The sequence below is a fragment of the Methylophilus sp. 14 genome (assembly GCF_015354345.1).
GTDB lineage: Bacteria > Pseudomonadota > Gammaproteobacteria > Burkholderiales > Methylophilaceae > Methylophilus.
The window spans coordinates 63,350-84,102 of sequence record NZ_JADKYS010000003.1; the positions used below are offsets into that span (position 1 = coordinate 63,350).

Below are 20,753 nucleotides of genomic sequence, written 5' to 3' on the forward strand. Positions count from 1 at the left end.
TTATGGTGATTAACGGAGTAGAGATAGACGATACCTTTGCCGAAGCATTCAATATGCGCGGCACGCGTATCCTGATTACCGCGCAAAACCTGCGCTGGGCTTATAACGCTGCCAATGCCATGACCGGCTTTGCCACCAGCGTGATTGGTTGTGGCGTAGAGGCGGGCATAGAGCGCGAATTGACTGAGGACGAAACGCCTGATGGCCGTCCTGGCCTCAGCGTACTCATGTTTGCCATGGGCAGCAAAGTGCTGATGCAACAGCTGGAAACGCGTATGGGGCAATGTATTCTCACATGTCCAACGGCGGCGGCATTTGCTGGTATTGAGTCTGAAGACATGATTAGCCTGGGCAAGCATTTGCGCTTTTTTGGCGATGGTTACCAGGTCTCCAAGCAAATTCCGGATGCCAACGGCAAACTCAAACGCTACTGGCGTATCCCCGTCATGGATGGCGAATTTTTGACCGAAGAAACCACCGGTATGGTGCGCGCCATTGGTGGCGGCAACTTTTTGGTATTGGGCGCCAGCCAGGCGCAAGTGCTCACCGCCTGTGAAGCGGCGATCGATGCCATGCGTCAATTACCCAACGTGATTATGCCTTTCCCAGGTGGCGTGGTGCGTTCCGGCTCCAAGGTCGGTAGTAAATACCCGAAAATGTTTGCCAGTACCAATGATGCTTTTTGCCCGACCCTCAAAGGCGTGGTCAAGAGCGAGCTCGATCCACGTGTAGAAAGCGTGATGGAAATCGTGGTCAACGGCCTGACGTTTGAGGATATTGCGGTTTCCATGAAAGCCGGGATTGAGGCGGCTTGCAGCCTGGGCAAAGACAATGGCATTTTGCGTATTTCTGCCGGTAACTATGGCGGCAAGCTAGGCCAGCATCACTTTAAGTTACGCCCAATTTTAAGCGGGGAGGTCAGCGCATGAGCCATATCACTTTAACGGCAAAAGCCGTTGCACGTAGCGTTGATTGCCGAGCGTTGTTGCCAGAAGCCTTGCAAGGCAAAACAGTGGCTGAGATCGCAAGTATCAAACTGGCCGCTAACCTAAGCGTGGCCGATGTGTTTGAAGTTAGCGTAGACACAGCTTCAGAAGCGGCGGCGGTGACTTTTAAAAACACCACGTCTGCCCATCAATACATAGGCTTTGGCATGACCACCGGCCAAATCAACGTGGTTGGCGACGCCGGTGACTTTTTAGGCGCACAACTGCAAAATGGTGTATTGATTTGCACAGGCAACGCGGGGGCTCGGGCGGGTGACCGTATGCGCCGCGGCATGTTGCTGATTGAAGGTAATGCCGGGGATTATTGTGGCTCTGACATGATGGCGGGCACGCTGGGCGTGCTGGGCACCACGGGCGCGCACCTGGGTTATGGCATGAAGCGCGGTACTTTGTTATTGGCCCACACACCCGCCGCGCAAGCGACCTGGGTAGACTGCGGGTTCCATAAATTACCTTTCCTCAATATTCTGTATAAGTCATTCAAGCGCCTCGATAGCCGTTTTGCGCAGATCAGCAGCCAGCGTGTGCAACGCTGGATGGGCGATATGGGCGGCCTGGGCAAAGCGGAAATTCTGGTGATTCAGTCCTGATGGGCTGTTTTAACGATGTGAGATGAACGGGCCTAGTGCCCGTTTTTCTTTTTGCATCAGGGGGTTACAGTGGTAAAATCGCGTTTTTGAAATAAAGCCTGTTCTCAAATGAGTCAATTTCTTACTGCCGCCCTCTACAAATTTGTCACGCTGGATGATTACCAAGCCCTGCAACAACCGATTTTAGAGGCTTGCCAGAAGCTGCATATCAAAGGCACCTTGTTACTGGCAAAAGAGGGCATTAACGGCACCATCGCCGGTGCGCCGGATGACATCCGCGCCATTCTGGCACATTTACGCCAGGATCCGCGTCTGGCTGACCTCGAACATAAAGAGTCCTGGGCCGACAGACATCCGTTTTACCGCATGAAGGTCAAGCTGAAAAAAGAAATCGTCACCATGGGCGTGCCCGAGGTAGACCCGAATCTGGTCGTCGGCACTTATGTGAAACCAGAAGACTGGAATGCGATTATTTCTGACCCGGACGTGATTGTGCTGGATACACGCAATGACTACGAAGTGCATATTGGTACCTTTAAAAATGCAGTAGACCCGAAAACGACTACCTTCCGTGAGTTTCCCAAATACGTGGCAGACAACCTGGACAAAACCAAGCACAAAAAAGTGGCCATGTTCTGCACCGGTGGCATCCGCTGTGAAAAAGCCTCTTCTTATATGAAGCAACAGGGTTTCGAAGAGGTTTATCACTTGCAAGGCGGTATCCTCAAATACCTTGAAACCATCCCTAAAGAACAAAGCCTGTGGGAGGGCGACTGCTTTGTGTTTGACCAGCGCGTGGCCGTGAAACACGGCCTGGAAGTGGGCGACCATGACCAATGCTATGCCTGCCGTATGCCGCTCACCCAGGAAGAAATGCAAAGCGAGCGATACGAAGCGGGTATCTCTTGCCCGTATTGCTTCGACAAACTCTCTGCCGATAAAAAAGAGTCGCTACGTGAGCGCCAGAAGCAAGTCAAACTGGCCAGGTTGCGTGGCCAGAGCCATATTGGGGATAGTCAGAAATCTCAAGACTAACGCTATTCAAGTCAGTCGGCATACGCATTTTTTGTGAGGAACTATTTAAAATAATTATATTTATGCTAAATTAAACCGCTACATTAGACCACCAAGACATCAGTCAAAAGCTCTCAAATAAGGAGATTGTGATGAAGTGCCCTGCAATACTGGCCAATGAACAATCAAGGTTGCAAGCCTTGTATGACCATGGATTGAATAGTGAAGGTTTAGTAAAAAGCCTGGATCCCGTCGTCCAGATTGCTGCGCGTATGTTTGATATGCCGGTGGCTGCCGTCAATATGATAGGTAGCGATCATGTCTTTTTTGCCGCGGTGACTGGGGTCGGTGAAGTAGATATGCGGCGCGACGTTTCTTTTTGTGCCCATGCCATTAATCAGGTTGAGGTGATGGTGGTGCCCGACGCCAGGCAGGATGAGCGTTTCCATGATAATCCACTCGTCACTGGCGATACTCAGTTGCGGTTTTATGCCGGCGTCCGTTTGCTTTCGCCCGATGGCCTCGCACTGGGCGCCTTGTGTGTGGTCGATAGTCGGCCACGGTTCGATTTCTCTTCCGATGACCAGCGGCGCTTGCAAGAGCTTGCGCAAATGGTTTCCGACCGGCTGGAGCTCAAGCGTATTGAAACCCAGACCAATCGTTCCCGCCCGGATTTTGCTTCTTATGCCGGGCACTCTTCCACGCCTGTGGTCTGGTTTAATGACCACGGACAAATCACCGCCTGGAACACAGCCGCCGCCCAATCTCATGGTTACAGCCTGGCTGAGGGTATAGGCCAGCCGGTTGAAATGCTGCTGGTTGAGCGTGACCGCGCAACTTTCCGCGATATGATCTCGCGCGCAGTGGTCGCCGGGTCGCTGGACGACCTTGATGTGTCTTTTGAAGCACGTGGTTTGCGCAAAGGGGGCGGCGAGTTTCAATTAGGCTTCTCTTTGTTTGGCTGGAAAGCCGACGGTGAAATGCGCTTTGAGGTCATCCTGAAAGACATTACTGCGCAGCGATTGGCCGAGTCAGAGATTGATCAGCAGAACACGCTGGACCCACTCACTGGCATGGCCAACCGTGCCAGATATTACCGGGTGGTCGAGGACGCGATTATCGCCAATATCCCCATCGCAGTGCTCATGATTGATTTGGATAGCTTTAAAGATATCAATGACACCTTGGGGCATGCCTGCGGCGATCACATCCTTAAAGAAATGGCACACCGCCTGAGCCAGATGGTCGGCACGGCCGGTGTCGTGGCACGCATAGGCGGCGACGAATTTGCGATTGTGCTGCTGGATGTCGCCAGCCCAGAGTATGCCTTAGCACTGGCTGAGCAGGCCATTAACCTGATTGCACAGCCGATTGTGATACATGAAGACGAAGTGCGTGTGATTGCGAGCTGCGGTGTGGCGCTGGCACCGATACACGCACACGAAACCCTAGAACTGGTTAGCGATGCCGATTTGGCCTTGTTTAAAGCCAAAGCCATGGGGCGAGGGCGCGCCTGTGTATTCAGCCCGGTATTACGCCTCGAGGCCGTCGCCAGACGCTTGTATGCCATGGAGTTGTATCGTGCAGTAAATGAAGGCGAGTTTTTGCTCTATTACCAGCCACAGGTTAACCTGACCACTGGCACAGTGACCGGTGCTGAGGCCTTAATCCGCTGGCGTCACCCCAAGCGCGGCATCCTGGCGCCGATTTCGTTTTTGCCTGCGCTTGAAAATGGCACGCTGGCCGCTACCGTCGGCGCCTGGGTGATGGATGAGGCCTGTGCGCAAGTGGCATATTGGCGCAGGCATACTGGCGCTGAGCTGCGTATTGGCGTCAACCTGTTTGGGGCACAGTTTCAGGCGGGAGACTTATATGCCGAGGTTGTTTCCACCCTGGCAAGACATGGTCTGCCGCCTTCAGCACTGGAGCTGGAAGTCACAGAAAATATCGCACTCGATGGCGACGAAGTGGTGCTGAATATCCTGCGCCGACTTAAGGAATACGGCGTTGGGATTGCGTTTGATGATTTTGGTACCGGATACGCATCACTCAGTTTGCTCAAAACCTACCCACTAACGCGCATTAAAATTGACCGCAGCTTTGTGCAAGGCATGCTGGAGCAAAAGAAAGACGATTCCGTCGTCAGTGCGACCTTGGATATTGCGCATGCTTTTGATCTGCAAGCTATTGCAGAAGGCATAGAGACCCAGCCGCAATATGAGTATTTACGCGCCAAAGGCTGTGAAGAAGGGCAGGGGGAATTGTTTGGCAAGCCCATGCCTGCAGAGCAGTTCGCACATTTGATTGGGATGAACCAATACTCATCTGCGGCTTAATCCATACGATTTAAATCACATCCAGCGGGCTGGCCACGCCACGCCCGCCAACATTCACCACTTTGGTATATAGCATGGTTGTACTTTCATCAGCGTGTCCCATGAGTCGCTGCACGGTTTTAATATCCTGGCCGCCTGCAAGCAAATGTGCGGCAAAGCTATGCCGCAGTGTATTAGGCGTCACCTGCTTTTTAATACCTGCCTCTGCAGCCACCTTTTTCACCACACGCTGTATCGGCTTCTCATCAGCGTGATGGCGATATACCAGGCCGGACTGTTGTTCGACCGACAACCTGCTGGATGGAAACACATATTGCCATAGCCAGTCCTTGCCTGAGTCAGGATGTTTGATTGACAAGCTAGCGGGCATGCGTACCTCACCAAAGCCCTTGGCTAAATCCTCGGCGTGCAACGCCGCCACAGATTGTAAGTGCGTCTTTAATGGGTTAACCAAACTCACAGGCAACAACGTGATGCGATTTTTATGCCCTTGGTCATCACGTACCAAAATTTCCAGCCTGGCAAAATCGATATCCGCTACCCGTAAACGCAAGCACTCCATGACCCGCAAGCCGCTGCCATAGAGCAAGCTCACCAACAACCACAGATGACCATCCAGCCGTGAAAGGATTGCCTGCACCTCTTGTGTGCTCAGCACCACCGGCAACTGCTTTTTCGCCACCACTTTGGTGACGTTTTCAAGCGCAGGCAATCGTTGCTCCAACACCTCGTCATACAAAAACAGCAGAGCGCTTTTCGCCTGATTTTGCGTGCTAGCAGACACATTGCGTGCCACCGCCAAATGCGTTAAAAAGTCCTCTACCTCAGCCACGCCCATATCACGCGGATGTCGCTTGCCATGGTGCAAAATATATCGTTTAATCCATTGAACATAAGCCTCTTCAGTACGCTTGCTGTAGTGCTTCACTCGCAAGCGCTCTACAATAGAAGGAAACAACTTTGGTGCTGGCTTAACCTCAGGTGTGTTTTCCATAGCGCAACTCCTAAAATCAGGTGTAATATAAAGATACTCCTCATTGATTTTATTATGATAAATAAATTTATAAATTTTATAGCCCCCAGACTAAATAAAATATTATTGTCGATTTTGGGGTCTAATTAACGTTAGGCATTCAATCGTGGCAAACATATTGTTTTGGATTGGCGTAGCAATTGCAGCCTTGGGGGCGATTTTATTATCGCCAATTGCTGACTTATTGCCTGTTGGCTTTTGGGCTTCGTTGAAAAATCATTTTCAGGGTAATAGTTCGCATTTTATGAGAGTGGTCCCTACTGAGAATGATAGTTCATTCATTTATATTCTTATTGTGCTGGGTATAGTGTTGGTTATTGTTAGCTATGTATTTAAAGCTAGTAAGTAAAAGCCTAACTCATCAGTCAAGCGGGACTGGCGAAAAGGTTATTTTATGAAGTGTTTATTAATAACGAGGGTTGAGCAATCATTGTCGCCAGCCCCTTACTTCAAACGTTAGCCCACATGAAAACCAGACCTCTCCGCAGCTTAGTCATGCAAGATGTGCGAAAGCACTATCTCCAGCGAATTGCTGTGGGAAAGGAACTTCGGCGGCTGCTCAATGCTGGCTCAATTGACACCTATGTTTTGCTTGCACTTGGAATCACAGCACCAGAAGGAAACTACAGCGCGTGGGAACACAACCTAGGCTCTCGCATTCTTAGTCAAAGAACACCAGAGCCCGTGTTTTCCCTTGCAGCCGAGCTTGCGTCCTGCAATACGGCAACCGGAATGCTCGACACAATTTATGCGGCGGCTATACCGTGGCTGAAGGTGAGCGTGGGTTCTGAAATGGCGATGATGTTGAAGCCTTCAACATTCTGGGTCGCAAACACGCGCACCGTTTGGGCGCATTTGCTCCTCAAGTACGATTTTGATTATGCCGTCGCCGATGAAGCGCTACGGCTATACCGAGTCGATGACCAAGACTCAAAAATGGCGTACCAGATTTGGAAGGCCATATATCACGAGATGGGCAGTAGCGTTGTAGCGCTTACTGCTCTCGGTAGTAGCGAAGCAGAGCAACAGAGTGTTACGGCTGGCAAGAAACCCAACCTTTGGTTTGACGCAATCGCAAATGCGCTATACGAACAGCATGTGGGCTAACCCTGCGGTCAACGCAGACCTTGCGCATAAAGCCGCGCAAGGCCGGTTACCTTTACGTTAGGGGTCTTGTTATTTCGCCGTGGTTAAGTTTGTGTGCCTGGTAGGTTTTTGCAGTTTGTGAGTGCAATTGTTTTAGGTAACGTTCTGGTTTGGCGCGTAATGTTAGGGTAGGGGTTTTGGCAGTCTGCCGTAATGCGTTTGCCCCACCTCTGGCGTGGCAAGCCGCGGTCTGATGGTTTGTTGTTGGGGCTTGAGCGAGTTTTTTGGTTCTGTGTTTAATTGGTTGCTTTGCGGTCTTTGCAGAGCTTTTTTATGGTTGAGGTGCGGTATGTGTGTAGTCTATTGTGGCTTTTTATCCCTAACCTATCAGTCAAGCGGGACTGGCTTTCAGCCAGCCCCTTACTTCAAACGTTAGGCAAACAGAACAAATGCAAAATATAAGCAATCGTGGTTGGTATCTCTACTTCTTTGTATATTTGTTGTTATTCATATCGCTATCAATATTCACAATTTATAAAGGCCAAGATTTATCAATTATTTCTTTAAGTTTAGATGTGTTGGCTCTAATTGGGCTTTATAAGTTTGCTCGCACAAATACCGTCAGCTTTTCATTCATATGGGTAATCATTGCCTCCTTCTTTACAGCTAGGCTTTTATTTGTTTGGTATATCCTCATACCCAATATATATCCATGGCTCTCAATGTTTGAACAGATGGTTTCACTTTGGGGGCTAGTTGGCTCCGCTTTTCAGGTGCCAGTCGCTTATGCACTATGGCGTTATAGTTTTCGTAAGGAACAAAATGCCTAACCCATCCATCAAGCGGGACGCGCTAAAGCGCGCCCCTTATGTCAAACGTTAGAACTTTATGAACGAACTATTGATAAAGCAAAATAAAGGTGCCTTAAAAACACTGCCTGTCATGTTTTTATTGGTTTTTACTTTTTTCACTATTTCAAGTTATCTGGGTTCTGGATTTTCTGCTCAAACTCAAGCAATGCTAGCGTTTACAATATTTTTTACAGTTTTTGCATTATGGTTTCTACATATACACTCTAAACGGCAAGTTCTAATTAACAAATCAACCGAGCAAATCGAAATTACTGAGTTTTCTATTTTTGGTACTCAAAAATACAAAAACTACCCCTTAGGCAACTTCAGCTCAATCCGGTCATACATCACGCATGGTAAAGGTGCAAGAAACATAGTTGAGCTTGTTACTTCAGATGGTAATCGAGGTCTGTTTTTATCCAGTTTTTTACCATGTGGTGGTAAAAATTTCTGGTCACTTGAAATTGAAACTGAAAATCCAGAAGCTGCTCTTTTGGCATCACAAGTGGCAGCATTTCTATCAATAAAAAACATAGGCTTTATTGGGCACAAGTTTGCTACTAACCAAGTAGGTATTGAAAATAATGCTAAATTTATCAGTAATATGTTCTAACCCATCCATCAAGCGGGACTGGCGAAAACAAGCATCTATGGAAACAATTTTAATAACAATGGCTGTGTCACCATTATCGCCAGCCCCTTATCTCAAACGTTGGGCATATTAAAAGGAGAATTAAGTGGGCTTTCATATATCTTGGGTAGCTGTAAATGGAAAATCACCTGCACAGGTTTGCTCGGAATTAAATTTACAAGACACCGATGAGCAAAGCCCTTACCCAGAAACTGATGTAGATGCACTCAAGCTCAATTCTGGATGGTACCTTTTACATTTCAACGACCCATTACCGCCAGAGCTAGAGCTTGCGATTCTAGGCCCACTATCAATGGGAGCTGAAGTTGTAAAGTGTGTTATTGAAGAAACCTCTATGGTCTCAATGGCAAGCTATCTCTCCAACGGTAAAGAGAAATGGTCTATCGTCCATGACTCAGAACAGGGACTTACGCATCTAGATGTAAGTGGAGATCTTCCTGATTGCTACGAGGAAATTAAAAATCGATTGCTAGCTCAACTGAATGCGGATGAAGAGCCATGTGATTACTTATTTGATGTGCCCGCCGAGGTCTGTAAAAGCATCACTGGGTTCCGTCATGACGATGTTAGAGAAGATGAGGATAGTAATCCATTTGCGGTCATGGAACGGTCAAGCCAAGCCAAAGCGTCTGCTGCTTCAACAAACAATATCGAAAGTGATATTACAGATTCACAATCTACCAAACCTTGGTGGCGGTTTTGGTAATGCCCAACCCATCCATCAAGCGGGACGCGCTAAAGCGCGCCCCTTATGTCAAACGTTAGAGCGCAACTATGTCGTTAGCTTCATCAGAACTGATCGCATATTACTTATCTGGTAAGCCAATGGTTTGCGAGCTAGATATAAATCCATACCTTTGCGAGTTCTGGCCGAAAGCAGAGTTAAATCAATATAATTTAGAGTATGAAGTGCCACAGTACGCGCCAGGGGTTTTTTGGCTTTGCCACAAACGGTGGCGGTGAGATGTTCGCTATTTCGCCCACGGGTTCAATAGTATGTTTACCTTTCATTGGTATGGATCCAGCAGTGGCTTTAACTATAGCGCCATCTTGGTCAGCTTTTGAAGGCATGCTGCAAAATGCGCTCTAACCCATCCATCAAGCGGGACGCGCTAAAGCGCGCCCCTTATGTAAACGTTAGGGCCATATGACCAAAAAATTTAAACTTTCAGCCGATGAAATAAAACCTTTGGTTAGCGGCTTCGGGGCATGCTTCGCATCCGACATGATTACGGTTGATGGGCATCCTGTTCGTTTCATGTATAGAGAAACACCGGAGCGCGATGTTGACAGTGGGTGGCGATTTTTTTCCGGTTATGAAAGTGATGAGTTCGCCAACACCCCAAGCAATATAGGCATTTATGGTGTAAACACTATTGCGAACTACGACCCAAGCATCATTCCAGTTCTTGAAGCACCTATCGGAAGTGCATTTGAGAAATCAAATGATGGAGAAAAGTGGTCTATCGTTACTGATTGGGCACCATCTGATGAATAATTGTTTATTTACTAAAGGCCCTAACCCCTCAGTCAAGCGGGACTGGCTTTCAGCCAGCCCCTTACTTCAAACGTTAGCCATATATGCAATCAAACGCTTCAGTTTTGCTTAGTCTATCGGTGCTTTTAAGCATTCCTGTATTTGCTCCATTTGTGGCGTCGATTGAAAGATTTAAGTATTTTGGTGTTGCGCGAGACATAGTGCAAAGGTACGTACTTATTTCAACCTTTGTTATTTTCATTGCTGCTGCTTATTTTGTTGGGCTTCGGTTTCAATCCAATGCCGCAAATATCGTTTTACAATTCATTGCTCTTGGCTCTTACTTAAATTTAGCAGGTTTTGTTTTTACTATTAAGCCTCGCTCACTCGGCTTATTACTTGGTCTTGCAGTTCTGGTGTTGTCATTATTAATAGCTCTAGGCAGTATTTTGTCTTTTGCCATTGATGGAAAAACAAACCAGATAAAATTAACGCCCACTTTTTACTGTGAGGTGAATCAATTTGGCGTTGCTGGTAGCCAAGGTGGTCTAAGTGTAAGTATTTATCGGTATTTAGGTTTTGGCATAAGCCGTAGATTACTTCACGATACTTACCTGGACGAGATCAAATACCCATTTCAAAACCAAGAGGGTGCATGCAGTTATGCAATGGCCAAAGTTAATGGTTAACCCATCATTCAAGCGGGACTGGCTAAAGCCAGCCCATTAATTCAAACGTTAGGGTTAAATGTGAGAATAGTCACATGTGAGAAATGCCATCTCAGCATCCCTGAATCGGATAAGTCTTGGGATTTAGCGAATCAATTCAATATCTGTCCAAACTGTAAAAATACTCTAAGTCATTTTGCTAGCATACCGAGTACAGCTAAAACAAAAAGCACTATGTTTTTTGCGCATACAAAGCACCGTGCTTTTATAACCTTTACTTTTTTGGGGCCGCTTGTTGGTGCCGTTCCCTTTTTACTAATTACACCTAGTGCATATAAAGAAGGCTTCATAGTTATTATCTTTGCCTACTTAATCGGAATAATCCCAGCCTTTTTGGCTGGATTGGTATTTAACTCATTAATGCCAAGTTACGCTCAATCAAAACGACATCAAGAAATACACATTGGCGCATTGTCTGGTCTACTAGCGGTTTTACCAATAATTGTTATATTCGGTATTACTAAATCTTTAATGCTATTGATTGTTATTGCTTTAATCGGCGTAATCTCAGGGGGCATTTGTGGTCACGCTTCCAAACCCTAACACTTCTATCAAGCGGGGAGTGTTAAAGCGTGCCCGTTATGGCAAACGTTAGAGCTTATGAAATCACCAGTTCGGATTGTAGGAGTTACACTACTTGTTGGGGTTAGCTTCATAGCTGGAAGGTTCTATGATGAGCTATCAAACTTTTGGCAAAAACCTGTGGTTGTTCACATCACGAACGAGTCGGAGCAACCCTTGAAATCTATAGCTATTTCTTATTCTGGATATAAAACAAAAGGCACAATTAAAGTCGAACCTGAGACGTCTGAAAAAATGATAACTATTCGATTCTATCAAGCCGGTGAAGGTAGCTTTACAATCGAAACAGAGCTTGAAAATGGCACAGTTTTAAAAGATAACGAGGGTTATATTGAGGGTGGTTATTCATTCAATAAAGTAGTAACTGCCACAGAGATTAAAAACAAATGATGTGTATATGTGCTAACCCATACCCCTTGTGTCAAACCTTAGCCTCCACGTGACATATTTAACTTTAGCCTACATTCATCTCGCAACTGTGATGCTAGCCTTTGTGCTTGGCACGCTTTTGTTATTGCAGAAAAAGGGCACTGTGCTGCACCGTTTAGTTGGCAAGTTTTTTATGGTGCTGATGTTGTTAACTGCGCTGATTGCCTTATGCATGCCTGCGCAGATTGGCCCAACTCTTTTAGGGCATTTTGGTTTTATCCATTTGTTTTGTTTGTTGATTTTTTATGCAGTGCCGTCGGCTTATTTTGCAATAAGGCAAGGGAATTTAGCCAAACATAAAGCCAATTTAATTGGTGTTTATGTGGGTGGCCTTTTAATTGCGGGGGCTTTTGCATTTTTGCCCGGGCGGTTGTTGCACTCATGGTTGTTTTAATTGGCAATGCTGGGCAAACCATCCATACCGACCCACCGCTTGAGGATATGGCACCTCCATCATGTTAAGCACACCAGAGTGGACGCCTGAAAGCATAGGCTTTACTATTGGTGGCTCTTGCATTTATGCCAATGAGTGAGGTGTTGCGTGGCTATTCAGTTTTTACCGATTCTTAAGGCAGTGGCGCCTTATATTGCGCAGGTGGCGACGGCGGCAATCCCTGCGTTTACTGCCAAGCCTGAGGCCGCCAAGGTGGATCCTGTATTGACCAGCCAGATCGAGGAGTTGCAGGCGGCGACGATTCAGAATGCAGAGTCTATTCATTTGCTGGCAGAAAAAATGCAGCTGGCGATTCAGGCGTTGGATGAGGCAGGGCAGGCGGCAAAAAAACAGGTGGCGGCTTATAAGACGATGCTGTTTGTTTCGTTTGGCTTGTCGATGACGTCAGCGCTGCTTTGTATTTATTTGTTATTGCGCTAGTTGCAAATGATGAAATGGAGCTTTCAACCATGTCTAATCTCACCGTCACAGAAATCAAAGCCTTTGTGCCCGCCAAAAACTTTGAGCTTTCCAAGCAGTTTTATAAAGACATGGGCTTTACCATGGCGTCAGAAGGTGGCGGTGTGGCTTATTTTCATTACGCGCACGCGAGTTTTCTGTTGCAGGATTTTTGTGCTGAAAACCTGGCCGAGAATTTTATGATGCATCTGCTGGTGCAGGATGTGGATGCCTGGTGGGACAACATACACCATAGCGGCATTATTCAGACTTATGGCGTTAAGGTATGGCCAATTCAGCTACAAAGCTGGGGCATGCGTGATTTTTGTATCACCGACCCCTCAGGAGTGTTGTGGCGCATTGGGCAGAATGTGGATTAATCCCCGGTGTGAGAGGCTGCAGCATTCGAACATGAAGAGCGCTTCAGCCGCGGCGCGTGTGACTACATTCTAGCCAGGCTTTTAAAGATTCATCAGGTAACATCATCTTTAAGCTTATTCACAAGATCCAGGCATTGTTCATAATTCAGGCTGAAGTTTATTTTTTCTATGGCGTTGAAAATAGGCAGCAAGAATTGTTTTCGATGTTGGCATTGCTTGGTAAATTCGATGATGTTTTTTTGAAATATCTCTTTATTGTTTAAAATGTCGTCATAGTGTTTTTCGATGACTAATGCGAGATCAAGTAAATCACGTGCGGTGGCAGTATTGCCGCGATGCCAGATCTTTTTTGCAACGATTTCAACCGGGGTTTGTAATTTGACCTCTCTGCCGAGCACGACGTAGTGATTGAAGGGCTGTTGAGTGAGCGGCGTTGAGGCAACAAAATCTATTTCACCTTCTGCGAAGTTTAGCTTCAGAAATTCAGCCCCCTCTGCGTACTCCCTTGTAAGCGCCTCTGCAGGGCCACCTAGTCTAGGATTCAAATAGCCCAAAAATTGCGCTTCTGAGACAAAAATATCAATGTCTTTACTGATGCGATGTGCATAGTAAAACATCAGCACAGTGCCGCCGCCAAGTGTCCATTCCGGCGTATGCATGCCGGGGTTTTCCGCGGCAACTGCATCTAAGAGGGAATATGCTTTTGCAAGCAATGTCTGCCATGGGCCTGCTGGAAAACTTAAAGGTAAATTATTCAATGTTGCTCCAGAACTGATTGGGGGAGTGAATCTCACGTGCAATGGATGATAAGTGACGCCAAATCAATTGCGGCTTTACATTGTTTTTATTGGCAATCTGCTTGACTGCTCCGGCAACAATCGCGGTCGGCGTTTCATCTATCAGATGCACCACTTGCGCTTCAAATCCCGGGGCAATGATGCCCTTTAGCATGACTTCTTCTAACGAGTGTATATCCATGGCGCGCGCATAACTCGTATTGATATTACCAAGGGCGATCTTGGCATAGTCTTTCTGATGTTTGCTGGAGAAAATCGGTAAATCAATCACGTTAGCAATGGCTGAGAGTTTTACTATCCCAATATCTCCAACATTCCCCTTTTCTAAATTGACGATGGTGACTCTGGAGACGTGAGAAGCCGCAGCAAGCGCCTTCTGGCTTAGGCCGGTAGCCTTCCTCTCTCTTTTGACCAACATGCCAATCGTCATAATGTTCATGTTTTTATTGTGCAATACTTTCTTTAAAGTGTAAAGTAAACTTTACTTTTATAATGGTTTAGAACCCGGATAGCGTTAACTTTGCGTGACTTACCTAACCGTATTCAGCCTTTTTTATTTTGGGTGTGTGATGCATGCCATATTGTATTGAAATTGGTTTATTTAATATTTTTTAACAAACTGCATTTTAAGTGACGATAGTTTGCTATATTGAGCGCTCAACGTCCTGCCACCGGGCGTAGTGACAGGCTGTGACGCGTTGAGCAAACCATGGGCTATTCAAAAAAGGAGAGGGCGCAATGAAAAAATATGTAGCGGAATTTTTTGGCACGTTTTGGTTGGTACTAGGCGGCTGTGGCAGTGCGGTGCTCGCGGCGGCTTTTCCGGATGTGGGGATCGGCTTGCTAGGGGTATCGCTCGCGTTTGGTTTAACTGTACTGACCATGGCCTTTGCCATCGGCCACATTTCTGGTTGCCACCTCAACCCGGCCGTGTCTATCGGGCTATGGGCAGGTGGCCGTTTTCAGGCCAAAGAGTTGCTGCCGTATATCGTTTCGCAAGTGTTGGGCGCGATTGTGGCCGGTGGCGTGTTGTATGTGATTGCCAGTGGCAAAGCAGGCTTTGATGTGGCCGCAGGCTTTGCGTCTAATGGCTATGATGCGCATTCACCAGGCGGCTACAGCCTGCTGGCTGCGTTTGTGAGCGAAGTGGTGATGACCATGATGTTCCTGCTGGTGATCATGGGCGCCACTGATAAGCGCGCACCGCAAGGGTTTGCCCCGATCGCGATTGGTTTGTGTTTAACCTTGATCCACCTGATTTCTATCCCGGTCACCAATACGTCGGTGAATCCTGCGCGTAGCACGGGTGTCGCGGTGTTTGTCGATGGCTGGGCAATTTCGCAACTCTGGTTGTTCTGGCTGGCACCCATTATAGGCGCCGTGTTAGGTGCGGTGATTTATCGCTTTATCGGTAGCGACGACAAATAATTGTTTTAATTAAAAAAGACTGGCTGCGGCCGGTCTTTTTTATTTCTATGTAACGGTCATCTCTCTAACGCGATTGGCTGTGCTGGTGCTGGCGATCAAGCGTTAAGGATATCTGGCATAGCTCAAACTGGCTATTGCAAAGCTGGGTGATTCATTTATAAACAGGGTTGGCTATTTCAAACCTTGTGGCCCCGATAGGGGCCTTTTTTATGATATCGCTGAGCTTACTGGCAGTAAGAAAGTGATATGTGTTCGCAGACCAGAAAGAGTAAGGATGACGAATCAGCGTCGATTATTGGGCTATCTGTTAGTTGTGCCACTGCTGGTAGCGGCTTGTTGCAGTACTGTCCCTAGCACGATCACTCAAGTGCCTGTTGTGAAGCCACAGTCTGCCTCGAAAGCGGCTTTGCACGTGATAGGCGTTTATCAGGGGCAATTGCCGGAAACGGCTGATAAACGGCCATGGTGGGCACAATGCCAGGCGATGAGTGAGTCTGCAGATAAACCAGAGCCTTCTACCGTGAGTGCGTGTCGGACATTATTGAGCCCTGGCAGGGATCAGCGCACCGTTACCGTGAATATCAGTGATGAGACAACGCCGATTATTTTAGGCCTGATGTCCTATGAAGCAGTGACTTGGCAGATTAAAACCACGCCTGGCGTGGTGATAGAGAAAGTCATTCTGGCGGGCTATCATCAACAGCGCATTCAAGGGGTCGGCGATGCGCAGGTTGACGTGTATAGTTATGACAATAGCCCTTGTGATCGTTGCGTGCAAAAAGGGCGCTACTTTTATGCTTATGAGCGGATGCCGTTCGAAATGGAAGTCGCTGCTGGCGTGAGGGCCACTTCCTTTCAAGGGAATTACACCGGCGGTAGTTACCAGATATTTAAAGGCATGCAGTAAGCCTTGCAGGCAGGGATGGCATCGTTCGGTGGCATTAAAGGTATTTTATTGTTGGATGTTTGGAGTCTGAGTTGTTACGTGGTTTGATTTATGGATTGAGTATTTTGCACCTGGGGCCAGGTTTTGCGTTTGCAGTGGTGGCCTTTGGCTGTGAGGATACATTTTCTTTCTTGCAAGCAGTTTGCCAGCAGGATGCCTTTGCAGCGTTTATCAAGTTGACATTAGCCGCCTGGGGCGTGATGATTTCTGCCTTGGTATTAAAAATTATAGTCACAAATTACATTAATAAAAATAAATAAAATATTGATTTATATTGTTTTAAATTCAAATTTTTAAGGCTGTATAAACTTTTTTGGGATGGGGGACTCGAAAAGAAGCTAGCTAACGGAGAGTCTTGTTTTGCATTATTCTAATCAGCGATGTTCAATCGCGACCTCTGCCCTTAGGGCATTCAGTGTTGTTGTCTTTTGTCTCAGTTGTGTCATGCCAGTTACCGCGCTGGCGGGTGACGATGTCGTACCCAGGTTATTGCTGTCTGGCAGCGAGGCGGCTGAGGCTGACAAAGAAGCCAATAAAGCCCCCGAGCCTCCAAGAATCAGTTCGGTGTTTGGTACGCAAACCCTTAAAGAGTACAAATTACCGTTTGAAGACCAGTATCCCTCCGGCCCCTTTGAGCGGCTGGATAAAAAATTATTCCTGTTTATCAGCAAGTGCGGCGAAGTTTTTTTCGTCCGCCAAAACGACAGCATGGAGTTGGTGAAACCTGGCAAACCCTTGGCCAAGTTTATCCCTGGCGGCGAAACATCCTCTGACGAAAGCAGCAGCAAGCAACTGGTGTATTGCCGCGAATTGTCTGGCGTGAAAGACTCTTTGCTGGTGGGCAAAACGTTGTATGTGGCTTATACCGCCTGGGACGAGGCGAGTAATGGCGTGCGGCTAGCGGTGAGCGAGTTTGAGGTCGATGTTGAAAATAGCGAAGTCAGTTTTAATCGCGAGATTTATATCAGCCGCCCGGCGATTAAAGAGCCGATTTTGGGCCACCAGGTGGGTGGCAAATTGGCGCTGGGTGAAAATGAGCGCACGCTATACCTTAGCCTGGGGGATTTCTCCAAGCCTGACCGCGTGCAAGACAAAACAACCTCGCTGGGTAAAGTGGTGCGCATTGATTTGCAACGCCTGAATGCCGAAGTCTATGCCTCAGGCTTTCGCTCGCCTTCTGGCGGCCTGTATTTTGACCGTGAAAGCAATGAGTTGTGGCTCACCGACCACGGCCCGCGCGGCGGCGATGAAATTAACCTGATCAAACGCGGCAAAAACTACGGCTGGCCGATTGTCAGTTATGGCACCATTTATGAGCGCGATGGCATGAGCGGCTATTACGGCAACAAATTCAATAGCCATGAGGGCTACGAAAAACCGGCGATGACCTTCGTGCCTTCTATCGGCATCGGCCCGCTGGTGAAATATCCTTCTACCGGCCGCAATGACTTTTGGGATAACGATTTGTTTGTTGCAGGCATGGGCAACACTACTTTGTACCGTGTGCGTAAAGAGGGTAGTGCGCTGGTGTATGCCGAGCCGGTGTTGAGTGGCTATCGCATACGTGCCATCCAGATCGACCAGAATGGTACGTTTTACCTCAAAACCGACCATAATCAACTGCTGATTTCAGAACAGGAATAATCTGCAAGCGTTTGTTTTTGCGGGCCTTGCTTGCCCGCGAAGGCAATCTGGCATACATTGTCAGGCATGTAATTTCTACGTTTGTTGAATCAAAAAGGAGCGGCTGGCATGGCAAAGTTTACGACCGGGCAGGAAATCAGGACCAATACCTCTACCATTGAAGTCACTATTGATGCGGCGAACCCCTTACCGCCTGGCAGGCATCGTTTTCAGCTGATTGTAGAAGATGATGCTGGCAATCAGTCTGACCCGGCGACGGTGGATGTGATTGTGGTAGATCAATCCAAACCGACCGCGGTGATTGATGCGCCAACGTCGGTCGCAACCGGGGCCTCATTTACCTTGTCTGGCGCACGCTCGTTTGATTTGCCGCCAGGTAAAATAAAAAACTATCGTTGGGTACAACTTTCTTGAGTCATGATGCGTATTAACCTGTCCATCACCCTGACCGCCCTGGCTGGGGCATTAGCCGCCATTGGTTTTGAGATCTATGCCGCCAGTGGCTTGCAGTTTCTCAGCTACCGTACTGGGTTGCTGATGACATTATGGACAGTGATGCCCTATGTGATTATGTTCGCAGGCCGCTATTTCTTTGACCGCAGTGAAATCCAGAAACGATGGCGCAACTTCAGCCTCTTCCAGGTATGTGTGGTGGCGTGGATTTATATGCAAACCCTGGTCATGTATCCAGATGCGCAGGGAAGCCTGATTTTTCTGTTTCTGCCCTTGTTACAGTCCAGCCTGAACCTGGTAGTGGGGGTCGTATTGTATTGGTTGCAGCATCGATTAAAGCAACAGCCTTAAGCAGATTTCGCTGCCAATTTCGCATATCACCAGCTTTGCTCGTCCGTGGCATCCACCATTGCTTGCTACTTTATAAAAGGGATTCTTTTGCTTAAAACACTGTTTTTATTTGCACTGACAGCCGTGGCCGAGATTGTCGGTTGCTACCTGCCTTATCTATGGCTCAAAGCCGGTAAAAGTGCCTGGCTATTGGTGCCTGCCGCGCTGAGCTTGGCATTGTTCGCCTGGTTGCTGACTTTGCACCCGACGGCGGCTGGCCGTGTCTATGCTGCTTATGGAGGCGTGTATATCGGCGTGGCCATCATCTGGTTATGGCTGGTAGACGGCATTAAACCGACTGGCTGGGATATGCTGGGGGTGGCAGTGGCCATGTTGGGCATGGCCATTATTATGTGTGCACCGAGGCCAGCATGAGTAGGGCGATGGTTGTTGGTATCCATGCGTGTTTGGCTGTGATGCTTGCAGGCTGTGTTGCCAAGCCGCCGCTGGCAAGACCAGAGGCCGTGGTGTTTGATTGCCAGAATGGGGAAGTCTTGCGCGTACGCTTTGTGGCCGAACCTGCCAGCGCGGTGCTGATGCGCGCACAAAGTGAAATCAGCTTGCCACAGCAGCCTAGTGGCTCTGGATTTATCTACAGCAACGGGCCGAATACCATCCGTGGTAAAGGCGATGCCTTGACGGTGGAAATTGGCCGTATGCTGCCTATTCAGTGCCAGGCAAGGTCGTAGTTTGCTGAAACGTTACTTGCGTTATGCCTGGGCATCGCCCACCAGTTTGTTGGGGCTGTTATGCGCTAGCTTGTTATTGGTCACCGGTGCTGGTGCGCGTACAGTGGATGGTGTGCTGGAGGTATCTGGCGGTTGGCTGGCAAGCAAACTGACGCATCTCAGCAGCTTTTCTGCGTTAACCTTGGGGCATGTGGTACTCGGGCATTCTGTTGATTGCTTGCAACAGTTGCGTGCGCATGAACATGTGCATGTCCGTCAGGCTGAGCGCTGGGGGATATTGTTTATTCCGGCCTATCTGTTGGCGGGTGCCTGGCAAGCCATTTGTGGACGACATGCGTATTATGACAATCCGTTTGAGCGAGAGGCGTTTGCCGCTGAGGCGCAGTCGGCCAAGGAGTGTGATACTCGGCCTTAAACAGAGGCAATAAAAAACGCCAGCAATGCTGGCGTTTTTGTTGTAATGCTAGGCTTAGTACAGGCTTTCCCAGAACTTCCACCAAACCTTTTCATCTTCATTGATCTTGCCGGTAATCATTGGATTTTCAGGGTAGTTGGTTTTCAGGATGCGCAATGTATCGGCTTTCAGGTCAGCCATATCCATGGCGTCATAGGCGCTGATCATCGTGACTAACGCATCCTCAACAGAACTGGAGTTCGGGTAAGTTTCCAACACGTATCTGGTGCGGTTAAGGGCTGCGACATAGGCTTTACGTTGCATGTAGTAACGCGCAACGTGCATTTCGTGCATGGCCAGCGTATTGACCAGGTAGACCATGCGTTGGGTCGAGTCTTTGGCATAACGGCTGGTAGGAAAGCGCTCGACCAACTCTTTGAATGCGTTAAATGACACGCGTAAGGTTTTTGGGTCGCGGTCGTTGATTTCCTGCTTGGTATATTTCTCCATGATGCCACGCTCGTTAAAGGTGGCTAGGCCTTTGAGATAGTAGGCGTAATCGAGGTTAGGGTGGTTAGGATGCAGCTTGATAAAACGGTCAACGGCAGATAAACACAACACCGGTTCAGTTTTTTTATAGTAGGCATAGGCGACTTCGAGCTGCGCTTGCGTGGCATAAGCCCCATGCGGATAACGCGCTTCAAGCTTCTGGAAATACTCAATCGCCTTGTCGTAGTTCTTGTCGGCCATCTTTTCCTGGCCTGCAGCGTAGAGGCGTTGTTCTGCCCAGCCTTTGGTCTCATCCGGTGGATTCGGGTTGCCGAAAATGGCACAAGCACTCAAAGCCAGCGCGGTGATTAAAATAAAAGCACGCGTGAACAGGGTGTTAAGCGGTAAAATGCGAAGCATGTTGTTTAATGTTGTTTTATCAAAGGAAACTCAGGGCATTATAACT

At 48.0% G+C, this 20,753-nt stretch carries 29 protein-coding genes; 25 read left to right on the top strand and 4 right to left on the bottom strand.

Annotated elements, in window-relative coordinates:
• The first annotated feature begins 2 nt into the window (after positions 1 to 2).
• From fhcD to INP78_RS08625, 4 genes are all read left to right on the top strand, one after another.
• Positions 3 to 929, top strand: a complete 927-nt coding sequence (fhcD, locus tag INP78_RS08610; RefSeq protein WP_194741811.1) for a formylmethanofuran--tetrahydromethanopterin N-formyltransferase — start codon at positions 3 to 5, stop codon at positions 927 to 929.
• The gene (locus tag INP78_RS08615; RefSeq protein ID WP_194741812.1) at positions 926 to 1,597 is read left to right on the top strand and encodes a formylmethanofuran dehydrogenase subunit C; all 672 of its coding nucleotides are present in this window, start codon (positions 926 to 928) and stop codon (positions 1,595 to 1,597) included. The genes fhcD and INP78_RS08615 overlap by 4 nt, the downstream gene beginning before the upstream one ends.
• A 108-nt stretch (positions 1,598 to 1,705) precedes the next feature.
• Positions 1,706 to 2,632: a rhodanese-related sulfurtransferase gene (locus tag INP78_RS08620; RefSeq protein WP_194741813.1), complete on the top strand. Its 927-nt coding sequence runs from the start codon at positions 1,706 to 1,708 to the stop codon at positions 2,630 to 2,632.
• Between the two features lie 131 nt (positions 2,633 to 2,763).
• Complete coding sequence (locus INP78_RS08625; RefSeq protein ID WP_194741814.1) at positions 2,764 to 4,947, top strand: bifunctional diguanylate cyclase/phosphodiesterase; 2,184 nt, start codon at positions 2,764 to 2,766, stop codon at positions 4,945 to 4,947.
• 10 nt (positions 4,948 to 4,957) lie between these two features.
• Here the strand turns inward: INP78_RS08625 and INP78_RS08630 are convergent, their stop codons facing one another.
• A complete protein-coding gene (locus INP78_RS08630) occupies positions 4,958 to 5,941 on the bottom strand; it encodes an integron integrase (RefSeq protein WP_194741815.1) in 984 nt (327 codons plus the stop codon).
• A 145-nt stretch (positions 5,942 to 6,086) separates the two neighbouring features.
• Here INP78_RS08630 and INP78_RS08635 point away from each other — a divergent pair, with 145 nt between their 5' ends.
• The 12 genes from INP78_RS08635 to INP78_RS08690 all read left to right on the top strand — a co-directional run bounded on the left by INP78_RS08635 (position 6,087) and on the right by INP78_RS08690 (position 13,057).
• Positions 6,087 to 6,329, top strand: a complete 243-nt coding sequence (locus tag INP78_RS08635) for a hypothetical protein (RefSeq protein WP_194741816.1) — start codon at positions 6,087 to 6,089, stop codon at positions 6,327 to 6,329.
• 146 nt (positions 6,330 to 6,475) lie between these two features.
• Positions 6,476 to 7,087 (top strand): hypothetical protein, encoded by a 612-nt coding sequence (locus INP78_RS08640; protein WP_194741817.1) that lies wholly within the window; start codon positions 6,476 to 6,478, stop codon positions 7,085 to 7,087.
• A 428-nt stretch (positions 7,088 to 7,515) separates the two neighbouring features.
• Positions 7,516 to 7,896 carry a hypothetical protein gene (locus tag INP78_RS08645; RefSeq protein ID WP_194741818.1) on the top strand — a complete coding sequence of 127 codons (381 nt, stop codon included), beginning with the start codon at positions 7,516 to 7,518 and terminating at the stop codon, positions 7,894 to 7,896.
• 58 nt (positions 7,897 to 7,954) lie between these two features.
• The gene (locus INP78_RS08650) at positions 7,955 to 8,530 is read left to right on the top strand and encodes a hypothetical protein (RefSeq protein ID WP_194741819.1); all 576 of its coding nucleotides are present in this window, start codon (positions 7,955 to 7,957) and stop codon (positions 8,528 to 8,530) included.
• Between the two features lie 124 nt (positions 8,531 to 8,654).
• Entirely contained in the window at positions 8,655 to 9,275 is a 621-nt protein-coding gene (locus INP78_RS08655; RefSeq protein ID WP_194741820.1) for a hypothetical protein, read from the top strand.
• Positions 9,276 to 9,716: 441 nt separating this feature from the next.
• Entirely contained in the window at positions 9,717 to 10,067 is a 351-nt protein-coding gene (locus INP78_RS08660) for a DUF2185 domain-containing protein (RefSeq protein WP_194741821.1), read from the top strand.
• An 83-nt stretch (positions 10,068 to 10,150) separates the two neighbouring features.
• Positions 10,151 to 10,735, top strand: coding sequence for a hypothetical protein (locus tag INP78_RS08665; protein WP_194741822.1), 585 nt, complete (start codon positions 10,151 to 10,153; stop codon positions 10,733 to 10,735).
• A 213-nt stretch (positions 10,736 to 10,948) separates the two neighbouring features.
• Positions 10,949 to 11,317, top strand: coding sequence for a hypothetical protein (locus tag INP78_RS08670; protein ID WP_194741823.1), 369 nt, complete (start codon positions 10,949 to 10,951; stop codon positions 11,315 to 11,317).
• A gap of 57 nt (positions 11,318 to 11,374) precedes the next feature.
• Positions 11,375 to 11,746: a hypothetical protein gene (locus tag INP78_RS08675; RefSeq protein WP_194741824.1), complete on the top strand. Its 372-nt coding sequence runs from the start codon at positions 11,375 to 11,377 to the stop codon at positions 11,744 to 11,746.
• 49 nt (positions 11,747 to 11,795) lie between these two features.
• On the top strand, positions 11,796 to 12,179 hold the full coding sequence (locus INP78_RS08680) for a DUF2306 domain-containing protein (RefSeq protein ID WP_194741825.1): 384 nt from the start codon (positions 11,796 to 11,798) through the stop codon (positions 12,177 to 12,179).
• A gap of 147 nt (positions 12,180 to 12,326) precedes the next feature.
• On the top strand, positions 12,327 to 12,659 hold the full coding sequence (locus tag INP78_RS08685; RefSeq protein ID WP_194741826.1) for a hypothetical protein: 333 nt from the start codon (positions 12,327 to 12,329) through the stop codon (positions 12,657 to 12,659).
• Between the two features lie 29 nt (positions 12,660 to 12,688).
• Complete coding sequence (locus INP78_RS08690) at positions 12,689 to 13,057, top strand: VOC family protein (protein ID WP_194741827.1); 369 nt, start codon at positions 12,689 to 12,691, stop codon at positions 13,055 to 13,057.
• A 92-nt stretch (positions 13,058 to 13,149) separates the two neighbouring features.
• On the opposite strand, the gene INP78_RS08695 is transcribed toward INP78_RS08690, so the two are convergent.
• Together INP78_RS08695 and INP78_RS08700 are read right to left on the bottom strand one after the other, a co-directional pair.
• Positions 13,150 to 13,815 (bottom strand): nucleotidyl transferase AbiEii/AbiGii toxin family protein, encoded by a 666-nt coding sequence (locus tag INP78_RS08695; RefSeq protein WP_194741828.1) that lies wholly within the window; start codon positions 13,813 to 13,815, stop codon positions 13,150 to 13,152.
• Positions 13,808 to 14,293, bottom strand: coding sequence for a helix-turn-helix domain-containing protein (locus tag INP78_RS08700; protein WP_194741829.1), 486 nt, complete (start codon positions 14,291 to 14,293; stop codon positions 13,808 to 13,810). Before INP78_RS08700 ends, INP78_RS08695 begins: the two co-directional genes overlap by 8 nt.
• 299 nt (positions 14,294 to 14,592) lie before the next feature.
• Here INP78_RS08700 and aqpZ point away from each other — a divergent pair, with 299 nt between their 5' ends.
• The 9 genes from aqpZ (at position 14,593) to INP78_RS08745 (ending at position 19,819) form a co-directional block, all read left to right on the top strand.
• On the top strand, positions 14,593 to 15,282 hold the full coding sequence (gene aqpZ / locus INP78_RS08705; protein ID WP_194741830.1) for an aquaporin Z: 690 nt from the start codon (positions 14,593 to 14,595) through the stop codon (positions 15,280 to 15,282).
• A gap of 274 nt (positions 15,283 to 15,556) precedes the next feature.
• A complete protein-coding gene (locus INP78_RS08710; protein ID WP_228522761.1) occupies positions 15,557 to 16,189 on the top strand; it encodes a hypothetical protein in 633 nt (210 codons plus the stop codon).
• Between the two features lie 71 nt (positions 16,190 to 16,260).
• Positions 16,261 to 16,488 carry a hypothetical protein gene (locus INP78_RS08715; protein ID WP_228522762.1) on the top strand — a complete coding sequence of 76 codons (228 nt, stop codon included), beginning with the start codon at positions 16,261 to 16,263 and terminating at the stop codon, positions 16,486 to 16,488.
• A 184-nt stretch (positions 16,489 to 16,672) separates the two neighbouring features.
• On the top strand, positions 16,673 to 17,872 hold the full coding sequence (locus tag INP78_RS08720; protein ID WP_194741832.1) for a PQQ-dependent sugar dehydrogenase: 1,200 nt from the start codon (positions 16,673 to 16,675) through the stop codon (positions 17,870 to 17,872).
• A 108-nt stretch (positions 17,873 to 17,980) separates the two neighbouring features.
• The gene (locus tag INP78_RS08725) at positions 17,981 to 18,286 is read left to right on the top strand and encodes a hypothetical protein (protein ID WP_194741833.1); all 306 of its coding nucleotides are present in this window, start codon (positions 17,981 to 17,983) and stop codon (positions 18,284 to 18,286) included.
• A 3-nt stretch (positions 18,287 to 18,289) separates the two neighbouring features.
• A complete protein-coding gene (locus tag INP78_RS08730) occupies positions 18,290 to 18,676 on the top strand; it encodes a hypothetical protein (protein ID WP_228522763.1) in 387 nt (128 codons plus the stop codon).
• 81 nt (positions 18,677 to 18,757) lie between these two features.
• Entirely contained in the window at positions 18,758 to 19,090 is a 333-nt protein-coding gene (locus INP78_RS08735; RefSeq protein ID WP_368667984.1) for a YnfA family protein, read from the top strand.
• Positions 19,087 to 19,404: an MliC family protein gene (locus INP78_RS08740; protein WP_194741835.1), complete on the top strand. Its 318-nt coding sequence runs from the start codon at positions 19,087 to 19,089 to the stop codon at positions 19,402 to 19,404. The genes INP78_RS08735 and INP78_RS08740 overlap by 4 nt, the downstream gene beginning before the upstream one ends.
• A gap of 1 nt (position 19,405) precedes the next feature.
• Positions 19,406 to 19,819 carry a hypothetical protein gene (locus INP78_RS08745; RefSeq protein WP_228522764.1) on the top strand — a complete coding sequence of 138 codons (414 nt, stop codon included), beginning with the start codon at positions 19,406 to 19,408 and terminating at the stop codon, positions 19,817 to 19,819.
• Positions 19,820 to 19,873: 54 nt separating this feature from the next.
• Here the strand turns inward: INP78_RS08745 and INP78_RS08750 are convergent, their stop codons facing one another.
• Complete coding sequence (locus INP78_RS08750; protein WP_194741836.1) at positions 19,874 to 20,707, bottom strand: outer membrane protein assembly factor BamD; 834 nt, start codon at positions 20,705 to 20,707, stop codon at positions 19,874 to 19,876.
• Between the last annotated feature and the right edge of the window lie 46 nt (positions 20,708 to 20,753).

Coding starts and splice junctions, on each gene's coding strand:
- fhcD (WP_194741811.1), top strand. CDS start 3: ATGGTGATTAACGGAGTAGAGATAGACGATACCTTTGCCGAAGCATTC.
- INP78_RS08615 (WP_194741812.1), top strand. CDS start 926: ATGAGCCATATCACTTTAACGGCAAAAGCCGTTGCACGTAGCGTTGAT.
- INP78_RS08620 (WP_194741813.1), top strand. CDS start 1,706: ATGAGTCAATTTCTTACTGCCGCCCTCTACAAATTTGTCACGCTGGAT.
- INP78_RS08625 (WP_194741814.1), top strand. CDS start 2,764: ATGAAGTGCCCTGCAATACTGGCCAATGAACAATCAAGGTTGCAAGCC.
- INP78_RS08630 (WP_194741815.1), bottom strand. CDS start 5,941: ATGGAAAACACACCTGAGGTTAAGCCAGCACCAAAGTTGTTTCCTTCT.
- INP78_RS08640 (WP_194741817.1), top strand. CDS start 6,476: ATGCAAGATGTGCGAAAGCACTATCTCCAGCGAATTGCTGTGGGAAAG.
- INP78_RS08645 (WP_194741818.1), top strand. CDS start 7,516: ATGCAAAATATAAGCAATCGTGGTTGGTATCTCTACTTCTTTGTATAT.
- INP78_RS08650 (WP_194741819.1), top strand. CDS start 7,955: ATGAACGAACTATTGATAAAGCAAAATAAAGGTGCCTTAAAAACACTG.
- INP78_RS08660 (WP_194741821.1), top strand. CDS start 9,717: ATGACCAAAAAATTTAAACTTTCAGCCGATGAAATAAAACCTTTGGTT.
- INP78_RS08665 (WP_194741822.1), top strand. CDS start 10,151: ATGCAATCAAACGCTTCAGTTTTGCTTAGTCTATCGGTGCTTTTAAGC.
- INP78_RS08670 (WP_194741823.1), top strand. CDS start 10,949: ATGTTTTTTGCGCATACAAAGCACCGTGCTTTTATAACCTTTACTTTT.
- INP78_RS08675 (WP_194741824.1), top strand. CDS start 11,375: ATGAAATCACCAGTTCGGATTGTAGGAGTTACACTACTTGTTGGGGTT.
- INP78_RS08690 (WP_194741827.1), top strand. CDS start 12,689: ATGTCTAATCTCACCGTCACAGAAATCAAAGCCTTTGTGCCCGCCAAA.
- INP78_RS08700 (WP_194741829.1), bottom strand. CDS start 14,293: ATGAACATTATGACGATTGGCATGTTGGTCAAAAGAGAGAGGAAGGCT.
- aqpZ (WP_194741830.1), top strand. CDS start 14,593: ATGAAAAAATATGTAGCGGAATTTTTTGGCACGTTTTGGTTGGTACTA.
- INP78_RS08710 (WP_228522761.1), top strand. CDS start 15,557: ATGACGAATCAGCGTCGATTATTGGGCTATCTGTTAGTTGTGCCACTG.
- INP78_RS08720 (WP_194741832.1), top strand. CDS start 16,673: ATGCCAGTTACCGCGCTGGCGGGTGACGATGTCGTACCCAGGTTATTG.
- INP78_RS08725 (WP_194741833.1), top strand. CDS start 17,981: ATGGCAAAGTTTACGACCGGGCAGGAAATCAGGACCAATACCTCTACC.
- INP78_RS08730 (WP_228522763.1), top strand. CDS start 18,290: ATGATGCGTATTAACCTGTCCATCACCCTGACCGCCCTGGCTGGGGCA.
- INP78_RS08740 (WP_194741835.1), top strand. CDS start 19,087: ATGAGTAGGGCGATGGTTGTTGGTATCCATGCGTGTTTGGCTGTGATG.
- INP78_RS08750 (WP_194741836.1), bottom strand. CDS start 20,707: ATGCTTCGCATTTTACCGCTTAACACCCTGTTCACGCGTGCTTTTATT.